This is a genomic window from Rhodococcus sp. KRD162 (assembly GCF_017168335.1).
Classification (GTDB): domain Bacteria; phylum Actinomycetota; class Actinomycetes; order Mycobacteriales; family Mycobacteriaceae; genus Rhodococcoides.
This window is the reverse complement of record NZ_JABFAU010000004.1, coordinates 63,879-81,867: the sequence shown is the minus strand read 5'-3', so window position 1 is coordinate 81,867 and position 17,989 is coordinate 63,879. Positions and strand designations below refer to the sequence as shown.

The 17,989-nt window shown below is 64.9% G+C and carries 18 protein-coding genes; 8 read left to right on the top strand and 10 right to left on the bottom strand.

The genetic code is table 11. The annotated features are described in order from the left end of the window. Positions 1-180 precede the first annotated feature (180 nt). Positions 181-507 carry a hypothetical protein gene (locus J1M87_RS07235; protein ID WP_206488887.1) on the top strand — a complete coding sequence of 109 codons (327 nt, stop codon included), beginning with the start codon at positions 181-183 and terminating at the stop codon, positions 505-507. A gap of 69 nt (positions 508-576) precedes the next feature. Here the strand turns inward: J1M87_RS07235 and J1M87_RS07230 are convergent, their stop codons facing one another. Continuing rightward, a complete protein-coding gene (locus J1M87_RS07230; RefSeq protein ID WP_206488886.1) occupies positions 577-1,458 on the bottom strand; it encodes an NUDIX hydrolase in 882 nt (293 codons plus the stop codon). Positions 1,459-1,472: 14 nt separating this feature from the next. Between J1M87_RS07230 and J1M87_RS07225 the strand changes: the two genes are divergently transcribed. The 3 genes from J1M87_RS07225 to J1M87_RS07215 are packed head-to-tail and all read left to right on the top strand — an operon-like array spanning position 1,473 to position 6,207. Beyond that, positions 1,473-2,834, top strand: coding sequence for a hypothetical protein (locus J1M87_RS07225; RefSeq protein WP_307830751.1), 1,362 nt, complete (start codon positions 1,473-1,475; stop codon positions 2,832-2,834). Positions 2,835-2,863: 29 nt separating this feature from the next. Next, positions 2,864-3,793, top strand: a complete 930-nt coding sequence (locus tag J1M87_RS07220; protein WP_206489083.1) for a glutamate ABC transporter substrate-binding protein — start codon at positions 2,864-2,866, stop codon at positions 3,791-3,793. Between the two features lie 11 nt (positions 3,794-3,804). Continuing rightward, positions 3,805-6,207 (top strand): serine/threonine-protein kinase, encoded by a 2,403-nt coding sequence (locus J1M87_RS07215; RefSeq protein ID WP_206488885.1) that lies wholly within the window; start codon positions 3,805-3,807, stop codon positions 6,205-6,207. On the opposite strand, the gene J1M87_RS07210 is transcribed toward J1M87_RS07215, so the two are convergent. Next, a complete protein-coding gene (locus J1M87_RS07210; protein ID WP_206488884.1) occupies positions 6,204-7,394 on the bottom strand; it encodes an acetate kinase in 1,191 nt (396 codons plus the stop codon). The genes J1M87_RS07215 and J1M87_RS07210 overlap by 4 nt on opposite strands. Further along, positions 7,391-9,535, bottom strand: a complete 2,145-nt coding sequence (gene pta, locus J1M87_RS07205; protein WP_206488883.1) for a phosphate acetyltransferase — start codon at positions 9,533-9,535, stop codon at positions 7,391-7,393. The genes J1M87_RS07210 and pta overlap by 4 nt, the downstream gene beginning before the upstream one ends. Before the next feature lie 60 nt (positions 9,536-9,595). Here pta and J1M87_RS07200 point away from each other — a divergent pair, with 60 nt between their 5' ends. Next, a complete protein-coding gene (locus J1M87_RS07200) occupies positions 9,596-10,108 on the top strand; it encodes a nitroreductase/quinone reductase family protein (protein ID WP_206488882.1) in 513 nt (170 codons plus the stop codon). A gap of 27 nt (positions 10,109-10,135) precedes the next feature. Here J1M87_RS07200 and fgd read toward each other — a convergent pair whose 3' ends face one another. The 4 genes from fgd to J1M87_RS07180 form a co-directional block, all read right to left on the bottom strand. Continuing rightward, the gene (fgd, locus tag J1M87_RS07195; RefSeq protein ID WP_206488881.1) at positions 10,136-11,149 is read right to left on the bottom strand and encodes a glucose-6-phosphate dehydrogenase (coenzyme-F420); all 1,014 of its coding nucleotides are present in this window, start codon (positions 11,147-11,149) and stop codon (positions 10,136-10,138) included. Positions 11,150-11,213: 64 nt separating this feature from the next. Further along, positions 11,214-11,546 (bottom strand): DUF202 domain-containing protein, encoded by a 333-nt coding sequence (locus J1M87_RS07190; protein WP_206488880.1) that lies wholly within the window; start codon positions 11,544-11,546, stop codon positions 11,214-11,216. Continuing rightward, a complete protein-coding gene (locus tag J1M87_RS07185) occupies positions 11,543-11,881 on the bottom strand; it encodes a hypothetical protein (RefSeq protein ID WP_206488879.1) in 339 nt (112 codons plus the stop codon). Before J1M87_RS07185 ends, J1M87_RS07190 begins: the two co-directional genes overlap by 4 nt. A gap of 51 nt (positions 11,882-11,932) precedes the next feature. After that, entirely contained in the window at positions 11,933-12,625 is a 693-nt protein-coding gene (locus J1M87_RS07180; RefSeq protein WP_307830750.1) for a GNAT family N-acetyltransferase, read from the bottom strand. Positions 12,626-12,729: 104 nt separating this feature from the next. On the opposite strand from J1M87_RS07180, the gene map reads away from it, so the two are divergent. Beyond that, the gene (gene map, locus J1M87_RS07175) at positions 12,730-13,497 is read left to right on the top strand and encodes a type I methionyl aminopeptidase (protein ID WP_206488877.1); all 768 of its coding nucleotides are present in this window, start codon (positions 12,730-12,732) and stop codon (positions 13,495-13,497) included. 101 nt (positions 13,498-13,598) lie between these two features. On the opposite strand, the gene J1M87_RS07170 is transcribed toward map, so the two are convergent. Beyond that, positions 13,599-14,123 carry a permease gene (locus J1M87_RS07170; protein WP_206488876.1) on the bottom strand — a complete coding sequence of 175 codons (525 nt, stop codon included), beginning with the start codon at positions 14,121-14,123 and terminating at the stop codon, positions 13,599-13,601. 100 nt (positions 14,124-14,223) lie between these two features. On the opposite strand from J1M87_RS07170, the gene J1M87_RS07165 reads away from it, so the two are divergent. Then, positions 14,224-15,189, top strand: coding sequence for a squalene cyclase (locus tag J1M87_RS07165; protein ID WP_206488875.1), 966 nt, complete (start codon positions 14,224-14,226; stop codon positions 15,187-15,189). A 19-nt stretch (positions 15,190-15,208) separates the two neighbouring features. Here the strand turns inward: J1M87_RS07165 and J1M87_RS07160 are convergent, their stop codons facing one another. Together J1M87_RS07160 and J1M87_RS07155 are read right to left on the bottom strand one after the other, a co-directional pair. After that, positions 15,209-16,144 carry an NADP-dependent oxidoreductase gene (locus J1M87_RS07160; RefSeq protein ID WP_206488874.1) on the bottom strand — a complete coding sequence of 312 codons (936 nt, stop codon included), beginning with the start codon at positions 16,142-16,144 and terminating at the stop codon, positions 15,209-15,211. A gap of 72 nt (positions 16,145-16,216) precedes the next feature. Next, positions 16,217-16,771: a hypothetical protein gene (locus J1M87_RS07155; protein ID WP_206488873.1), complete on the bottom strand. Its 555-nt coding sequence runs from the start codon at positions 16,769-16,771 to the stop codon at positions 16,217-16,219. A gap of 317 nt (positions 16,772-17,088) precedes the next feature. On the opposite strand from J1M87_RS07155, the gene J1M87_RS07150 reads away from it, so the two are divergent. Beyond that, a partial coding sequence (locus tag J1M87_RS07150) for a DUF222 domain-containing protein (RefSeq protein WP_206488872.1) occupies positions 17,089-17,989 on the top strand: 901 nt, incomplete at its 3' end.

Below are 17,989 nucleotides of genomic sequence, written 5' to 3'. Positions count from 1 at the left end.
CCACCGACAGGTGATCCGCATCGCAATCGCGAAAGGGATTGGCGGCCGTGGCCGGCCGCTGCCAGAATGGTGAAGAACACCTCTGTAAGACACCCCCGAGTCGACGCCGATGCGTCTTCCCGGTCGTCCGTGCTGGGCAAGAACAGCAGCGACGTACGCGACGAGAGAAAGGAGACGGCCGTGACAGTAGCTTCCGACACACCACCGACCAGAGATCCCGAGAACTCTGTACTGGCGCGGTGGTGGGACCGACGCCCCAGGACCCGAGCGCAGCTGACCGAGTTCGCGATCATGATCGGTGCCCTGTCCGTCGTCACCTTCTGGGCCGCAGGTGTCGGTGTCGTGGCCGGACTCGTCGCCGTCGCAACTGCGCTGTGGGCATATCGAAGCCCGGACCTCGAGGGCGAGAGGGCTCCCCGCGAGGACACCGCCCTGGCGGTGGGCAGCGGCGCGCTCGGCATTGTCGTCGGCGTGAGTTTTCTGTTCGTGGCGCTGCCGAACTGGTGACCAGGAGCCCGCGCTGATTGGAGGGCCGACGACAGAGGTTCCCGCCGGGCGTCGAGCTCCGGCGCTGTTCTACAACCAGCCGAGCACGACCGAGGGCTCGAGAACCTGCACCGATGCGGGCAGCCGGTCCCGCAGGCCGCGGTCGGCGGTGACCATCGCCGTGAGACCGCCGTCGAGCTGGGCCTGCGCGGCAAGGGTGTCGTCACCGCTGCCGTCGGCGATGATCACCGGGACTCGTGGATCGTTCACCACAGCCTCCCGGGCCCGGCCCTCGAGCACCGCTTCGATGCGGGTGAGCCACCCGTACTGGCCGCCGGGTAGTTCGACTGTGCGGGGCAGCGTCTCGGCGAGCGAGGCCAGAAGCGCGCCGGTGGCCCCCGCGCGGTCCTTCCACCATCCGTTCGGCCGCGAACCGAGCACGTTGGCGGTATCGAGCAGCACCCGGAGCGGCACGGTGCGCAGGGCAGGCCAGCTCGATGCGAACCCCGGGTGCAGTGGCAGCTCGGCGACGACGGATTCCGGTACCCAGCGCAGCTCGGTGCTCTCGCCGTTGGGCACCGTGGTGAGGGCACGGTCGGTATCGGCGACGACGGTGGTGTAGGACCAACCACTCGAGGCACTCGCGGTGACCCGCTCGCTGCGGACACAGAGCTGCTCGGCCGTGATTCCGGCTTCTTCGTGGGCCTCCCGAACCGCCGCGTGCTCGGTGCTCTCGTGAGAATCACGGGCACCGCCGGGCAGTGCCCACGTCCCACCCTGATGGCTCCAGAGGGCGCGGTGTTGCAGCAGCACGACGGGCTCTCCCCAGTTCGCACCACCGGGGTTCGAGGTACCGGGGTTCGAGGTTCCCGGGTTGGACGGTGCCCGCAGCAACAGTCCGGCGGCTCCGTGCTTTCCCCAGTGCCGAGAACCGTTCTCTCCGATCACCCAACCGTCCCCGTCACCTCGCATGTTCCCCACCCTAGGTGAATCATCCTGGCGAGTGGCTGCAGTACGGTCCGGCTACTTATATGCTCGGTGACGTGATCGCGGCCGGCATTACTCCCTCTGCTGCCGTCCCACCGACAACGGCAACTCCCGTCGGTGCTGCTGCAGGTAAGCCGCCGGTTCGATACACCATGCGCTCGACGCCTGCGCGTTTGGTCGCGATGGTATTCGCCCTCGTCGTCCTGGCATTGACGGTCGGGGGCTTGGCCTCCACGGCCGTGACCGAACGAGTGGACACCCTGGGCACCTTGCTGGTGCGAACGGAGCCGTTCGCGAACTCGGCGCAGAATCTCTACGGTGCCCTGTCGGTGGCCGACGCCGCTGCCGCCACCGCGTTCATCGCGGGCGGTCTCGAACCGCCCGAGGTGCGTGAACGCTACTCGCAGGCGCTCGGCGAGGCGTCCTCGGAGCTGATCGTGGCCTCCGCAGGAGTGAGTGAGAACGACGAGGCCACCAGCGCCGTATTGACGCAGATCGCGACCGGACTACCGGTCTACAGCGGACTCGTCGAGACCGCTCGCGCCAACAACCGGAGCGGCAACCCTGTGGGCGCTGCGTATCTCGGCGAGGCGTCGACGATGATGCAGACCAGTTTGCTGCCGCTGGCCGAGAAGTTGTACACCGAGCAGGCCTCGCGGGTGTCGGCCGATCAGGAGCGGTTCACCAGCCCGCCGTTGTTTCCGATCGGGTCCGTGGTCTTCCTGTTGGTCATGGCAGGCCTGAGCCAGTGGTACCTCTCGCGCACGACGCGCCGGACGCTCAATGCCGGGTTCCTCACTGCGACGGCAGCCGTTGCCGGGCTGCTCGGCTGGATGCTGGTGGTCGGACTCGTCTCCTCCATCGCCACCGATCGCGCACTCGATCGCGGCGTCACTCCGTTGAAGTCCTACACAACGGGTTTCATCCTGGCCCAACAGGCCCGAGCGGACGAGACGCTCGATCTTGCGCGCCGCGGCGGGAGCCAGGACTACGGACAGTCGTTCGACGCCAACGTCTCTCGCATGTCGGAGATGTTCGAGGGCGACACCGCGGTCACCGACGCACTCGACACCTGGTCCGCCTCGCATTCGCGGATCGATTCCGCGCTGGAGGCAGGCGATTTCAACGGTGCGGTTGCGATCGCCACCGGCACCGGGGAGTCCGATTCGGCTGCGGCGTTCAATGCGCTCGACAGCGTCCTGGTCGACGGGATCGAGAACGCACGAGGCGAACTGCGGTCCAATATCGACCGCTCGGTGTGGGTGCTGTCCGGCTTGTCCAACGGCGCATGGGTTCTCACCATCGCCGCCTCGGTGGCATTCGTCATCGGCCTGTTCCCGAGGTTGCGTGAGTACCTGTGAAACGCCTGCTCGCCGTCGGCATCCTGACCATGAGCTTGCTGGTCGGCTGCACGCCGCCGGAAAGCCCTCCGCCGCAGGTCGATACGACGTTCACCGAACCGCCGCTGCCGGACGGTGCTTCGGTGGCCGCTCGGCCCACGGAAACTCCCGCCGACGACGAGTGCGCTCGCCCCACCGCAAGCCTGCGCCCGCTGCCACCCGGCTCGGATGCGCCGCAGCCGACGCTCGACGCTTTACGTGCCAAGGGCCGCTTGGTCGTCGGACTCGACACCGGCAGCAATCTCTTCAGCTTCCGCGATCCGATGAGCGGGCAGTTGGTCGGATTCGACGTCGATATCGCTCGCGAGATCTCGCGAGACATCTTCGGTGATCCGAATCGGCTGGACTTCCGCATCCTCACCTCGGCGCAGCGACTGGAAGCTCTGCAGGACTCTTCGGTGGACATCGTGGTCAAGACCATGACCATCACCTGCGCTCGGCGCAACGAAGTGCAGTTCTCCACCGTGTACTTCCAAGCGCAGCAACGTGTTCTGGTTGTGCAAGGCTCCGGTATCCGCAATGTCGACGATCTGGCGAACAAACGGGTGTGCGCGGTGGAAGGCACCACCTCGTTGCGTCGACTGCAGCGAATACAACCCGCTGCGACCGTGGTCACGGTTCCGATGTGGTCGGACTGCCTGGTGGTATTGCAACAGCGGCAGGTCGACGCCATCAGCACCGACGATGCCATTCTTGCCGGTCTCGCGGCGCAGGACCCGTACCTCGAGATAGTCGGTGCCAGCCTGAGCCCGGAACCGTACGGCGTCGGAATCAACAAGAACAACGAGGATCTGGTGCGCTTCGTCAATGGCACATTGGCGCGGATCCGCTCCGACGGCACGTGGAATCGCATCTACAACCGGTGGCTGACCGTACTCGGGCCATCCCCCGGGCCGCCCAGCGCGTCGTACAGCGATTAGAGGACCGCACCATGAACGAAGGCGAACAACGTTCCACCGCTCCGGCCGAACGAACGCAGGCAGTGGTTCGGGCGGACGACGGCGAGCGCACCCAGTCCGTCTCGCGGTCGCCGGTGGACGACGGAACTGCTCCGACGCCGCGACCCTCCTCACCGCCGGCCGACAAAACCGGACCGGGCACAGCGAAATCCGCCGCACCACCGTCCACGTCCGCGCGCACCCGATCGGGCAGATCGAGATCGGGTCGATCGCGCAGCACCAGCATTCGACGTCGACTCGGCGGCGGCCTGGTCGACGTGCCCCGAGTGGAACCGGTCGATCCCGAAACCGCAGTGATGTCGGATCCGTCGGTGCCGCAACACAAGAGATTCTGTTGGAAATGCAACGCGAAGGTGGGCCGCAGCGAACCCGGTGAGCCGGACATCGCCACCGGAATATGCCCACACTGCGGCGCAACGTTCGACTTCACTCCACTGCTCGAACCAGGCGATCGTGTTGTCGGCCAATACGATGTGCAGGGCTGCATCGCACACGGCGGGCTCGGCTGGATCTACCTCGCCATCGACCGCAACGTCAGCGATCGCTGGGTGGTACTCAAAGGACTGCTGCACTTCGGCGACGAAGAGGCACACGCCGTCGCCGTGGCGGAGCGTCAGTTCCTGGCCGAGGTCGCACACCCCGGCGTGGTGAAGATCTACAACTTCGTCGAACAGCCCCGCGATGACGGGTCGAGCGTCGGCTTCATCGTCATGGAATACGTCGGCGGGCGGTCGTTGCGCGACATCCTCACCGCCTGCGAAGGCACTCGCCTACCCGTCGAGCAGGCCCTCGCCTACGTCCTCGAAGTACTTCCGGCACTGGGCTACCTGCATTCGATCGGCCTGGTCTACAACGACCTCAAACCCGAGAACATCATGGTCTCCGAGGATCAGATCAAACTCATCGACCTCGGTGCGGTCGCCGGCATCGGAGACTACGGCTACCTGTACGGCACGGTGGGCTACCAGGCACCGGAGATAGTCAAGACCGGACCGACCGTGGCATCGGACATCTTCACGGTCGGCCGCACCCTCGCGGTACTGACACTGGACATGCCGTCGAAGAACGGAAAGTATCTCGACGGACTGCCTCCGGTGGACAGTTCCGAAGTGCTGCAGCAGTATCCGTCGCTCCACCGATTGCTCCTCCGCGCCATCCACGAAGACCCCAAGAAGCGGTTCCGATCCGCCGAAGAATTCGCCGGGCAGGCGATCGGTGTGCTCCGCGAAATCCTGGCCCTTCGGACCGGGGTCGAGCGCCCCGGCCTGTCGACGGTGTTCAGCCCACCCAGAACCACCTTCGGCACCGAGCAGTCGGTAGGTCGCACCGACACCTACGTGGACGGAACCGTGCGACACGAGCGCATGACAGCAGCCGAAGTTGTTGCCGCGCTCCCCGTTCCGCTGGTAGACCCCAACGATCCGAGTGCAGCACTGCTTGCAGCGGCCGTACACGTCGAACCCCGACAGACCCTGGACTCACTGCAACATGCCAAACGAAACGGCATCGAGCGCGTCGCCTCGAGCGCCGAAGCAGAAGAATCTGCAAAAACCACTGTTGGCGAACTGGGACTGGAGATCACCCTCGCCGAGGTCAAAGCCCACCTGGACCTCGGGAACGTCGTCGAAGCAACCGCCGTCCTCGCCGCCGTGCAGTCCGAGGACCGGGAGGACGATCCGTGGCGCGTGCAGTGGTACGCGGGTCTGATCGCATTGCTTCATCACGAATACGACTCTGCGTTCGCCAGTTTCGACTACGTGCTCGGCGCCATGCCCGGCGAGCTCGCCCCCAAGGTCGCGCTCGGTGCCACCTCCGAACTGCTCGGTCATGCTGCCTCCGGTGACGCCGACGAGGCCGAGCGGTGGCGGGCCCGAGCCGAGGGACTCTACCGAGCCGTGTGGCGGACCAATCGCGGTATCGTCAGCTCGGCGTTCGGCCTGGCCCGGCAGCTACAGCGGCGCGGCGATCAAGCCGGAGCCATTGCCGCACTCGATCAGGTCCCGATCAGCTCGCGCCATTATTCGATGGCCCGCATGACCAGTGTGTTGACGCTCCTCATGGATCGCTCACGGGCCGAGCTGACGGAGGCCGACTTCCGTTCTGCCGCAAGACGAGTCGCATTGCTTCCCAAAGCCGAGAGCCGGGCCTTGCAAATGCGGACACTGGTGTTGGCGATGGCCCTGGACTGGATCGTCTCCGGCCACGCTGCCACCGCCGAACGAGAGCCGATACTGAGCGTCCCGTTCACCGAGGACGGGCTGCGGCGTGGAACCGAGAAGGGCCTACGGGCGCTGGCCCGCAATGCAACCGACCGCTCACACCGCTTCTCACTGGTGGATCTGGCGAACTCGATTCGGCCGCGTTCGCTGTTCTAGCTGCCGCCTCGCACCAGATCGTCCGTCGAGCGCGCTATCGCCAGTTCCTCGTTGGTCGGCACCACCAATACCGTCACCACCGACGAGTCGGTGGAGATCACCCGAGGCTGCTTGCTGCGCACCCCATTACGTTCTGGGTCGATCTCGATCCCGAAACCGCCGAGACCGGCGAGCGCGTCCGCGCGCACCGCCGCGGCGTTCTCACCGACGCCTGCGGTGAACGTGATGACATCGAGCCGGCCCAGCCCGAGCATGTACGCGCCGATGTACTTGCGCAGGCGGTGAATGTAGACGTCGTAGGCCAGACGCGCCGAGGCGTCTCCATCGTCGATGAGTTGCTGCAACTGCCGAAAGTCGTTGACCCCGGAAAGCCCGATCAACCCGGATCGACGGTTGAGCAGATCGTCGATCTCGTCGATGTTCATGCCGGCGCTGCGGCGAAGGTGCATGATCACGCCGGGGTCTATGTCCCCGCTACGGGTGCCCATCACCAGGCCCTCGAGCGGCGTCAGCCCCATCGAGGTATCCACCGCTCGACCGCCCGCCACCGCCGAGGCCGACGCCCCGTTGCCCAGGTGCAGCACGATCTGGTTCAGATCTGCAGGATCGCGCCCGAGGAACGTCGCGACCTGGCCCGAGACATAGTGATGCGAGGTGCCGTGAAAACCGTAGCGCCTGATGTCGTGCTCGGCGGCAACGGTCGCATCGATGGCATAGGTCGCGGCCGCGGCCGGTAGCGAATGAAAGAATGCCGTGTCGAACACCGCCACGTGCGGAACGTTCGGCAGCTGCGCCCTGGCGACCTCGATACCCAGCACATTCGGTGGATTATGCAGTGGCGCAAGGCTACTGAGGTCGGATATTTGCTGAACGACGCCATCGTCGATGATCGTCGGACGATAGAACACCGTGCCGCCGTGAACGACGCGATGCCCGACGGCAGTGACGCTCGAGCCCAGATCGACACCGGCGTCGGCGAGCATCTCGAAGGCCAGCGCGAGACCGGCACCGTGATCGTCGATGTGCTGGGTTCGTTCGAGGCTCTCACCTCGGTAGTCGAGTTCGACTCTGCCGTCGGACTCACCGATCCGTTCGACGAGCCCACCGGCAATGGACTCGCCCGAACCGGGCTCGACCAGTTGGAACTTCACCGAGGATGATCCGGAGTTGACGACGAGAATGCTCACGATGCGCCCTCCTGCTGCGCTGTGTCCTCCTGCTGCGCTGCATCCGAAATGCCCTGCGCCTGAATGGCGGTGATGGCGACCGTGTTGACGATGTCCTCGACGAGTGCGCCGCGAGAAAGGTCGTTGACGGGTTTGCGCAGGCCCTGCAGAACAGGTCCGACGGCGACGGCACCGGCACTGCGTTGCACGGCCTTGTAGGTGTTGTTGCCGGTATTGAGGTCCGGGAAGATGAACACCGTCGCCCTGCCTGCCACCTCCGATTCGGGGAGCTTCGAGGCAGCGACGGACGGCTCGATGGCGGCGTCGTACTGGATCGGACCCTCCACGAGGAGCTCCGGGTTGCGTTCGCGGACAAGCGCTGTGGCCTGCCGGACCTTGTCGACGTCCGCCCCCGACCCGGACTCGCCGGTGGAGTAGGACAGCATGGCCACTCGCGGCTCGATTCCGAACTGAGCCGAGGTCTGCGCCGAGGACACGGCGATGTCGGCGAGTTGCTCGGCCGTCGGGTCCGGAACCACAGCGCAATCGCCGTAGGCGAGCACCCGATCGGACAGGCACATCAGGAAAATCGACGACACCGTCGACACTCCGTCCGTGGTCTTGATGATCTCGAACGACGGCTTGATCGTATGGGCTGTGGTGTGCGCCGCACCCGAGACCATGCCGTCGGCGATTCCCTTGTGCACCATCATCGTTCCGAAGTAGGAAATATCGGTCATGATCTCGCGTGCGCGCTCGAGCGTCATACCCTTGTGCTTGCGCAGTTCGGTGTATTCCACCGCGAAGTCCTCGGCGTATTCGCAATCGGTCGGGTCGAGGACCGTGGCCTTGTCGAGATCGACGCCCAGCTCCGATGCCCGTCGGCGAATCGGGCCTTCCTGGCCGAGGATGGTCAGGTCCGCGACCTGCCGCTGCAGCAGTCGCCCAGCGGCCCGGAGGATGCGGTCGTCGCCGCCCTCGGGTAGGACGATGTGCTTTCGGTCCGCGCGGGCCCGGTGAATCAACTGGTACTCGAACATCTGCGGTGTCGTGATGGTGGGGATGGCGATATCGAGCCGTCCCAGCAGCGTTTTCGCGTCCACCCGTTGTTCCATCAAACCGAGCGCGGTATCGACCTTTCGCTGCGATCCCACCGCGACTCGGCCTCTGGTCCGCGCCGCCGCGGAGGCCGTGTCGTACGTGCCGAGTGCGGTCGTGAGGATCGGCAACCGGGGGCCGAGTCCTGCCACCAGACGTGCGATTGCCGGATGGGGCTCGATACCGCCGTTCATGACGATGCCGGCAAGGGACGGGAACCCCTCGGCCTCATGAGCGTTGACGAGAGCGAGGAGTACATCGGAACGATCCCCCGGCGCGATGACGACGACGCCTTCGGTGAGACGTTCGAGGATGTGCTCGGCCGTCATCCCACCGACCATGACCCGCAATGCTTCTCGCTGCAGCAAAGACGAATCGCCGCTGTAGAGCGTGCCGTCCACCGCCTCGAGCAGCTCGGCCATGGTCGGAGCCACCAGCAGAGGGATTTCCGGCAGGCTCCATGCGGGTACGCCGACGGAGGCCAGCGCGTCGGTCACCGCATCGAGATCGTCCGGCGCACAGCGGTTTGCGACGATCGCCGCCAAGTGTGCGTGATGCTGGCGAAGCTCGGCCCGGCACAGCGTGGCCAACTGCGCGATCTCGTCGGGTGTGCGGTCGGATCCACGCAGCGCGAGCAACACCGGGGCACCGAGATTGACCGCGATACGGGCGTTGAAGCCGAGCTCACTGGGACTACCGACATCGGTGTAGTCGCTGCCCACGATCACCACGGCGTCGCAGTGGGCGGCAACCTCGTGGTACCGATTGACGATCTCGCTGAGCGCCGCGTCCTGATCTGTGTGCACCTGCTCATAGGTGACACCGAGGGACTGCTCGTACGTGAGGTCTGCGGTGGTGTGTTCGACGAGAAGTTCGAGAATGTAGTCGGGCTCGTTGGTCGAGCGCGCTATGGGCCGAAACACCCCGACCCGGGCCGCGGTAGCGGCGAGCATCTGCAGCACCCCCAGCGCGATGGTCGATTTCCCGGTGTCGCCTTCCGGTGATGCGACATAGATGCTGGAGGGGTACATACCGGCAGGGTCGGCAGTGGTGGGCTCAGCCATGACCAACAGCTTAGTGGTCCAGGTGTTGACAGCGAGTGGCGTCCAGTTGTCCCATGAACCATGGCCGATTCACCATTCCCGGATGTGCGCTGGGGCAGCGAGAACTCGTTCATCCGTAAACCCGCTGTGAAATTCGCCTCGACCAAGCCCGGTTCCTGGGTCATCAAGAATCTCGCAGGCATCGACCGATGGCTGCTGACCAAGTCCAACGGCCGCTTCACCGTCCTCGGCCCGATCGCTGCGCCGGTGCTGTTGCTGACGACCACGGGCCGCAAGTCCGGTGAGCCGAGAACGAGCCCGCTGCTGTACTACCGGGAGGGCGAGAAGATTTTCGTCGTCGGATCCAATTTCGGCCAGCAGCACCACCCGGCGTGGACCTCCAATCTCCTCGCCGACCCGAGAGCGGTTGTCGCTATCGGCGGTAGGAAGATCCCGGTGACGGCAACCCGGATCACCGGCGACGAGAAGGCCCGCATCTACCGACAGTTCGACGCGATGATCGAGGTGTACGGCGAGTACGAGACTCGAACCGACCGCGATATGCGACTGTTCGCGCTCACGGCCGATCGCTGACCTCGTCGAATCACCGGCTCCCCGGCGTCAGCCGAGTGTGCGTAGGCGCGGGGCCAGATCCTTCTCGAACAGCTCGAGGAAGCGCTTCTGATCGTGTCCCGGTGCGTGGAACACCAAGTGGTTCAGGCCCGCATCGGTGTACTGCTTGACCTTCTCCACCGCCTCGTCGGGGTCCGACGCGACAATCCAACGCTTCGCGACCTGTTCGATCGGCAGTTCGTCGGCTGCCTTCTCCATCTCGATCGGATCGTCGATCGAATGCTTCTGCTCGGGCGTCAGCGACAGCGGAGCCCAGAAACGACAGTTCTCCAGTGCGAGTTCAGGATCGGTGTCGTAGCTGATCTTGATCTCGATCATCTTGTCGATCTCACCGCTGTCGCGCTCGGCCTTACCGGCCCCTTCCTCCACGGCGGGCAGAAGCTTGTCGGTGTAGAGCTCCATGCCTTTACCCGATGTGCAGATGAACCCGTCACCGGCCCGTCCGGCGTACCTGGCCACCACCGGACCACCCGCGGCGATGTACACGGGAATGCCGCCCTCGGGGACGTCGTAGATCGACGCGCCCTTGGTGGTGTAGTACTCGCCCTCGAAATCGACCCGATCGCCCAGCCACAGCTCACGCATCAAGCGCACCGACTCACGCAGCCGCGCGAACCGTTCCTTGAATTCCGGCCACTCGCCGGTGAACCCGGTGGCGATCTCGTTCAAAGCCTCGCCGGTACCGACCCCGAGCATGACGCGCCCGGGATACAGGCAACCCATCGTCGCGAACGCCTGGGCGATGACCGATGGGTTGTATCGGAACGTCGGCGTCAACACCGATGTACCGAGCTGAATCGTCTTGGTCCGCTCACCGACAGCCGTCATCCATGCAAGAGAGAACGGCGCATGGCCACCCTCGTGCCGCCACGGCTGAAAGTGGTCACTGACCGTTGCCGAATCCATACCGTGCTGCTCGGCCAGAACACCGAGCTCGACCAAATCCCGCGGCCCGAACTGCTCCGCCGATGCCTTGTACCCGAGCTTGAGACCCTGCGCCACGCCGAACTCCTGTCGTTGGTCGTCCTAGTTGTTCGATTGTGCACCTGCCGCGGTGGGCCGCGCGCTACTGGATCCCCAGAACGGTGACGACCGCGGCAAGCACAGCCACTGCACCGATGCCGACGGCGAAGACCCACAGGTCTCGGGACCTCGGCATCGGTGCGCCGTTCTCGAGCGCGTCTCGGACGCGCATCCACCGTCGCAGACCGATGATCGGGGCCGCTGCGGCAAGTCCGATCAGGATCAGGCCGAGGGTGGTTCGGACCCATCCGGTGCTGAAGTCGGGAACGAGATGAACGATCGCGATGCCGCCGGCGAGTAGACCGAGCGAGGTCCGCAACCAGGCGAGGAAAGTGCGTTCGCTCGCAAGAGTGAACCGCTCGTCGGGCCGGGTCACGTCGACGCGGTCATGCGCTCGCGGATCAGCTGGGCCACTCGCTCCGGATCATCGGGAGTGAAGACCGGCGAGATGCGGCGAAGGGTGAGCACCACTGCAGTGTCCTTCGTGGGGCGCTTCACGTCCAGCGGAAGCCACTGATCGATCCACGGAGCACCCCACAGCCGCCACCTACCGTTCCACATGCCGAGGACGGCGGTGTCGACGGCGCGGATCTTCGAGTAGGGCACGAACTTCGCGGTGGCGACAGGAAAGTAGTAATACCTCAGCGTGACTCCGGCCTCGTCGAGGACAACGAGACCATCGTCGTAGACGACGTCGCCATTTATTTGCACAAGTAACGATAAATCCTCGACGGCAGCTCCCGCAACGGCGGATCTCGGCACCTACCCGAGGTTCGATGCAGGCGTTCTCACCAATGTCAGCCGCGATGTTCGCCGCAGCTCGAATCCGATGGACAGGTACAGCTCGATCGCGCGCACGTTCGCATCCGAGGCATGCAGGAACGGTTCCTCGCCTCGGGCACGAATACCGTGGCCGACCGCACGCACCAGGTCCGTGGCAAGACCTTGCCCGCGGAAGGCAGGGTCGGTGCACACCGCGCTGATCTCCGTCCACCCCGGTGGATGCATGCGCTCACCTGCCATGGCGATCAACGAACCGTTCCGTCGGACTCCGAGGTAGGTACCGAGCTCGATGGTCCGATGCAGGAACGGTCCGGGCTCGGTGCGCCGAACGAGACCGAGCATCTCCGGAACATCCGCAGCACCCAGCTCGACCGACTCGCCGAAGGGCCGCGTCTCGAGATGCGTGCCGACGAGTTGCACCAAGCCGAAAGTCTCCACACGTGACCATCCGGTCGGCAATTCGCGTTCGGGTCCGTTCAATCCCACGATGGTTCGCGGTCCGAACAACGTGGCGATGTCCTCCCAGTCCTGTGGCTCGAGAATCTCGGGGTGCATCAGAAAGGGGGACACGTCGGGATCCATACGCACTACCCGGCCGCGCCGAACCGCGAACCGCGCGAGCGGGCCTTCGAGAGAACTGCGGACGGGATCGTCGAGCGGATGGGCGGACACAGCAAATAGAGTCGCACGAACGCCCCAGGGCACACACACCCGTCGAGTCTCGACACCAATAGTTATACCGGTATAGTTATTCGTCATACGACGAAAGGCAGCACATGATCGAAATCCTCCCGCCGAGCACAATCCCCCTCGCGCGTGAATCGGGCGCGTTGGTCGCAGAGATCCTCGGGACCATCAGAGAGCGCGCCACCATCGGCACCAATCTGCTCGAAATCGACCAGTGGACCAAGGACATCATCCTCGGAGCGGGAGCGACATCCTGCTACGTCGACTACGCCCCGTCCTTCGGCCGCGGCCCGTTCGGTCACTACATCTGCACCTCCGTCAATGACGCTGTACTGCATGGCCTTCCACACGACTACTCGCTGGCCGACGGCGATCTACTGACGCTCGATCTCGCTGTCGTACTCGGCGGCGTGGCAGCGGACTCAGCCATCAGCTTCGTCGTGGGCGAACCTCGACCCGAGGACACAACGATGATCGACGCGACCGAACGAGCGTTGGCCGCGGGCATAGCCGCGGCGCGTCCAGGCAACAAGATCGGCGACATCTCGCACGCGATCGGGACGGTACTGAGCGGTGCCGGCTACCCGATCAACATGCAGTTCGGTGGTCACGGCATCGGCTCGACGATGCACCAGGACCCGCACGTGTCGAACAACGGCAGGCCCGGACGGGGTTACGGGCTCCGCCCCGGCCTGATGCTGGCACTCGAGCCCTGGGTCATGGCGGACACCGACGAACTCGTCACCGATGCCGACGGATGGACCCTTCGCAGTACGACCGGATGCCGCACCGCCCACAGTGAGCACACCGTCATGATCACCGAGGACGGCGCGGAGATCATGACGCTGCGAGCCTGATCGACGGCAGAACGGTTGAAATCTCGGCACGCGGGTCCCAGGCGCACGCAGCGTCGATGACGGATGGCGTCGAACCGACGAGATTGCGCAGCGCCGGACGGTCAGTGCGGCAGCGCGGCAACTCTGCGTCGACGGCTTCTGCGCACCACCACGAATACGAGCAGGGCAACCAGGACCACGGCGATGATCGCACCGAGTGCCGTCGCACCGCGGAAACCCGGTGCGCTCGTATCGAGGGTGCGCTCGCCGGCATGGGCGGCGTTGCTGGTGCCGAGAACGATGGTGAGGGTCAACAGGTTCGGGATGGCTGTGACGACGGCCAGGATCACCGCTCCGATGGCCAGCGGCTTTCCGGCTCTGCCCTTGCGAACCGACCAGGCGCTCCAGAAGAACACCAACGGAGCGAACGTGCACACGATGCCGAACAACAGGCCCCACAGAATGCCCTTGGTGAACGTGCGATCGGCGAGGCTCTCCACTCGGAGGCTCCACCAGCGCGGCAGGAATGCAGCCAGAACGAAGTAGGCGATCAACAGCAGGACGATTCCGGCTCCAACGAGGATCCCCCGCCTCTTCCAGTTCACCGAGCTGTTCGACGGTGCGGGCGTGGTCGGATCGGCAGTCATGAGCCCATCGTAGATCGTGCCGACCACTACCCCACGCGCGTCGAGACCCGATCGTTAACTGGCACGTCCGCTGGAACGAGCGGCGTTAGGCTTCGCCGTCATGATCGCCGATTCGCTTCGCAACTGGCTTGTCGATTCCGATCCTGCGCTGCATTGGCAGGTCGAGCGCGACCTCTTGGGAGAACCCGCCACGGTATGGGAAGCAACTCGCGCCCGAGTCGCCACCGAGGGTTTCGGTGCGAGACTTCTTGCGCTGCAGGACCCGGACGGCCAATGGGCGGGCGGTGCGTTCTTCCCTGCGAACTTCGATGGTGCCACGGCAGTGGGCCAGCCCTGGACTGCAACCACCTGGTCGCTGAATTCGTTGCGCGAGTGGGGCGTCGACGCCGCCGTTCTGCGGGCCCGCCGCACAGTCGAACTGCTCGACACGAACAGTCGGTGGGAGTACGAGAACCTGCCGTACTGGGGCGGCGAAGTGGACTGCTGTATCAATGCGTGGACCGTTGCCAATGGAGTGTGGCTCGGCGCGGACGTCGACGGCATCGTCGAATGGTTTCTCGACCATCAACTGCCGGACGGTGGATGGAATTGCGAGTGGGTCGAGGGATCGACTCGCAGTTCGTTCCACTCGACGTTGAACTCACTGAAAGGGCTACTGGAGTACGACGCCGCAGTCGGTGGCACCGAGAGAACTCGTGCGGTCCGGCGGATCGGCGAGGAGTACCTGCTCGAGCGCAAACTCCTCTACACCCTGTCCACGGGCAGACGGGTCGGAGAATGGGTCGGGCAGTTCTGCTACCCGTTCCGGTGGAGGTACAGCGCGCTCAATGCTGTCGACTACTTCCGACGCGCCTCTCTGCTCGATGGGACAGCGCCGGATCCTCGCCTGGAGGAGGCAATCGGAGCCATCAGGTCCGCCCGCCGAAGCGATGGATCATGGTTACAGGCCAGGCCTCACCCGGGCGAGGTGTGGTTCGAGACGGATGTATCAGAGGGTGAACCCTCGAAGTGGCTGACGTTGATCGGAACCAGAGTGTTGACCTGGTGGGACGACTACTACCGATAGTTCTCCCCTCACGGCCGAGCTACGGAATCAGGACGAACTTTCCGCGCGGGTGCGCGGACTGCAGCTCTGCGTGCGCCCTCGCGGCGTCGGCGAGCGGGAAGGTCTTGGCGACCGTCACCTCGAACACTCCCGCACCGGCCTGCTCCAACAGCGTCGGTGACGCGAGGCGTCGACGTTTCATACTCTCCGGCCCTCCCACGGCGAGGAACCCGTCTGCCGCTGCCCGACCGAACGCGGCCATCGTCACCAATCTGGCTCGATCGGTGAGCAATTCGAGCGAGACGTCCACGGCCTCGTCGGTACCCACTGCATCGATGGCGGCGTCGATTCCCTTCGGAGCGGCTGCCCGGACGCGGTCGATCAGCCCATCGCCGTATTCGACGGGTTCGGCACCATAGGCCCGGAGTGCATCGTGATTCTGCCGGCGCGCGGTCCCGATGACGGTGGCGCCGCGCGCCACCGCGAGTTGGGTCACAACCGATCCCACACCGCCTGCCGCGCCGTGCACCAGCAGCGTGTCGCCGCTCTCGACTCCCACGGATTCGAGTGCGTCGTAAGCAGTTCCAGCGACAGCGAGAACACCGGCAGCAACCTCCCAGTCCAGTTCTGCCGGTTTCGGGAACACGAACCGCGCGGGAGCCAGAATCGTATCGGCGTACGTTCCGGTGTGGCCGGACACGATCACCTCGTCGCCGACGGCAATGGGTCCCGCAGGCCCCTCGACGGCTCCGCCCGACGCGACCACGATCCCCGAGGCCTCGCTGCCCAATGCCATCGGAAGCTTCGACGCGTCGGTGCCGAACGAACCGCTGTAGCTCTTGTAGTCGAAGGGGTTGACGCCGATCGCCTTCACCGCGATCAGTACCTCACCCTCGGACGGTTCCGGTAGATCGACGTCGACGATCTCGATGACATCGGAACTACCGTAGGACGCTGCGACCGCTGCTCGTGTCATGCGCGGTACAACGGTCACCACGACGCAAATGTTCCGCGCGGCGTTCGGCGACGACTCTCCCGTTACCACCAGTCACACGGCTACCGACAGTTCGGTGCTCTCGCTGCCGACAAGACCTGAATCGATGCACTGCTCGGCCACATTCGACTCACATCTGTACACGTACTCGACCCAATACCCGACGGTATCGCCAGCGGCGGCAAACCTGTCCAAGACATCAATGCACAGCCAGGTCGCAACCGAGAAGTCCTGTTCCGCCCCGTCGAGCCCGATCAGTGCCAACTCGTCGCCCACGGCGATGAGAGCGCGATCGACACCGGAACTGCCACGCTCGAGCCATCCCAACGCTCGCCGCAGATACTGCCAGTCGGCCGCGGGCACAGACTCGGTGGCCGATTGCCTGCACAGTTCCGCCGTCGCACCGAGTGCGTCCGCAACCGGTGTGGACAGGGCACCGTCGAACTCGACGAGCAAGCCACGATCGGAATCTATTAGGTCGGCCATGTAGCGCCAACGGGCCGGAAGGGCGATGTCCTCCGGCCACACGTCCGTGGTACCGAACTGAAGTCGAGTGATCAGTTCCTTCGGCGAACTGCACGATGCGGCGAAACGAGATGCGTCGTTCATGTCGATCATCCCCACTGGGTCAACACACAACATCGGACACCGGCTCGACACTCGAGTTCGGAGATGCTGCCAAGCGGTGGCTTTCGTCACCGATGCAAGCAACGCTGCTGTGATCGTTACGTCCGCCTTGGGAATATTGAACGTCGCCGGCAGCATCTACGCGACTCGTCGTTACTCGAAATCGGCAACGTCACACTTGTGGGCCATGTGTAATCCGCCACATAGGCCCTCCGACTTCGATTGGCCCGTTCCACGACGCAGGGCCGTTGGGAACGTGTGTTCGAAAGTGTGTCGGTGGGTCGCGATAGATTTTGTGCATGCTTTCGGGGGACGGCGGATCAGGGGTGGACGGCATCGAGACGGTGCCGCCCGCCCCTGAGGTGTCCGATCCCGAACTATCGGTGGTGGTCGATCGGGTCGAGTCCGCGGTCGCCGCATTGACGGAACAGGCGTCGGTGTCGTGGACGAACGCCGACCGGCGCGCGGTGATCCAGCGGATGGAAACGGTGACCCGGTCGCTGACTGCGCACTCGCACACCTGGTTGAACGAGTTGATCGCGCAGCACGGACTCGATGTATATTCGGCGTCGGTGCCGTCGTCGGTGGCGTGGATGCTGCGGATCACCCCACGCGCGGCCGGGGCACGGGTACGTCTGGCTGCGGAGCTGGGCGACCGGACAGCATTGTCCGGTGACGTCCTGCCTGCACTGCTGCCGCACACCGCCGAAGCATTACGGGCCGGGTTGCTCGATACCAAGCATGTGCAGATGATCCGCGAGTTCTTCCGCCATCTGCCCTCGAGTGTGGATCCGCAGACCCGCGATCTCGCCGAACAGCAGTTGGTGGGCTACGCATCGACCAGGCGGCCCGACGACTTCGCGCCGCTGGTGGCGCACCTGGATTCGATCCTCAACCCCGACGGCGACTACGACGAAGACGACGACGAGAACGGGCAGCCCAGGCCGCGGAAGCGACGTGATGCGTTCTTCTATCTCGGTGAGCAGGGTGCCGACGGGATGTCGGAAGGACGCTTCTGCGTCGACCCCGAACTACGCGCCTACCTCGAAGCCCTGTTCTCCAAAGCCGCGAAACCCGGAGTGAACAACCCCGCAGACCCCACATCAGTCGTGCACGACGACACCGACAGCACGTCCCGTGCGCCCGAGCCCGAGCCGACGTCCGGTCCAGCAGACAATGGCGATACACACCTGTGGGATG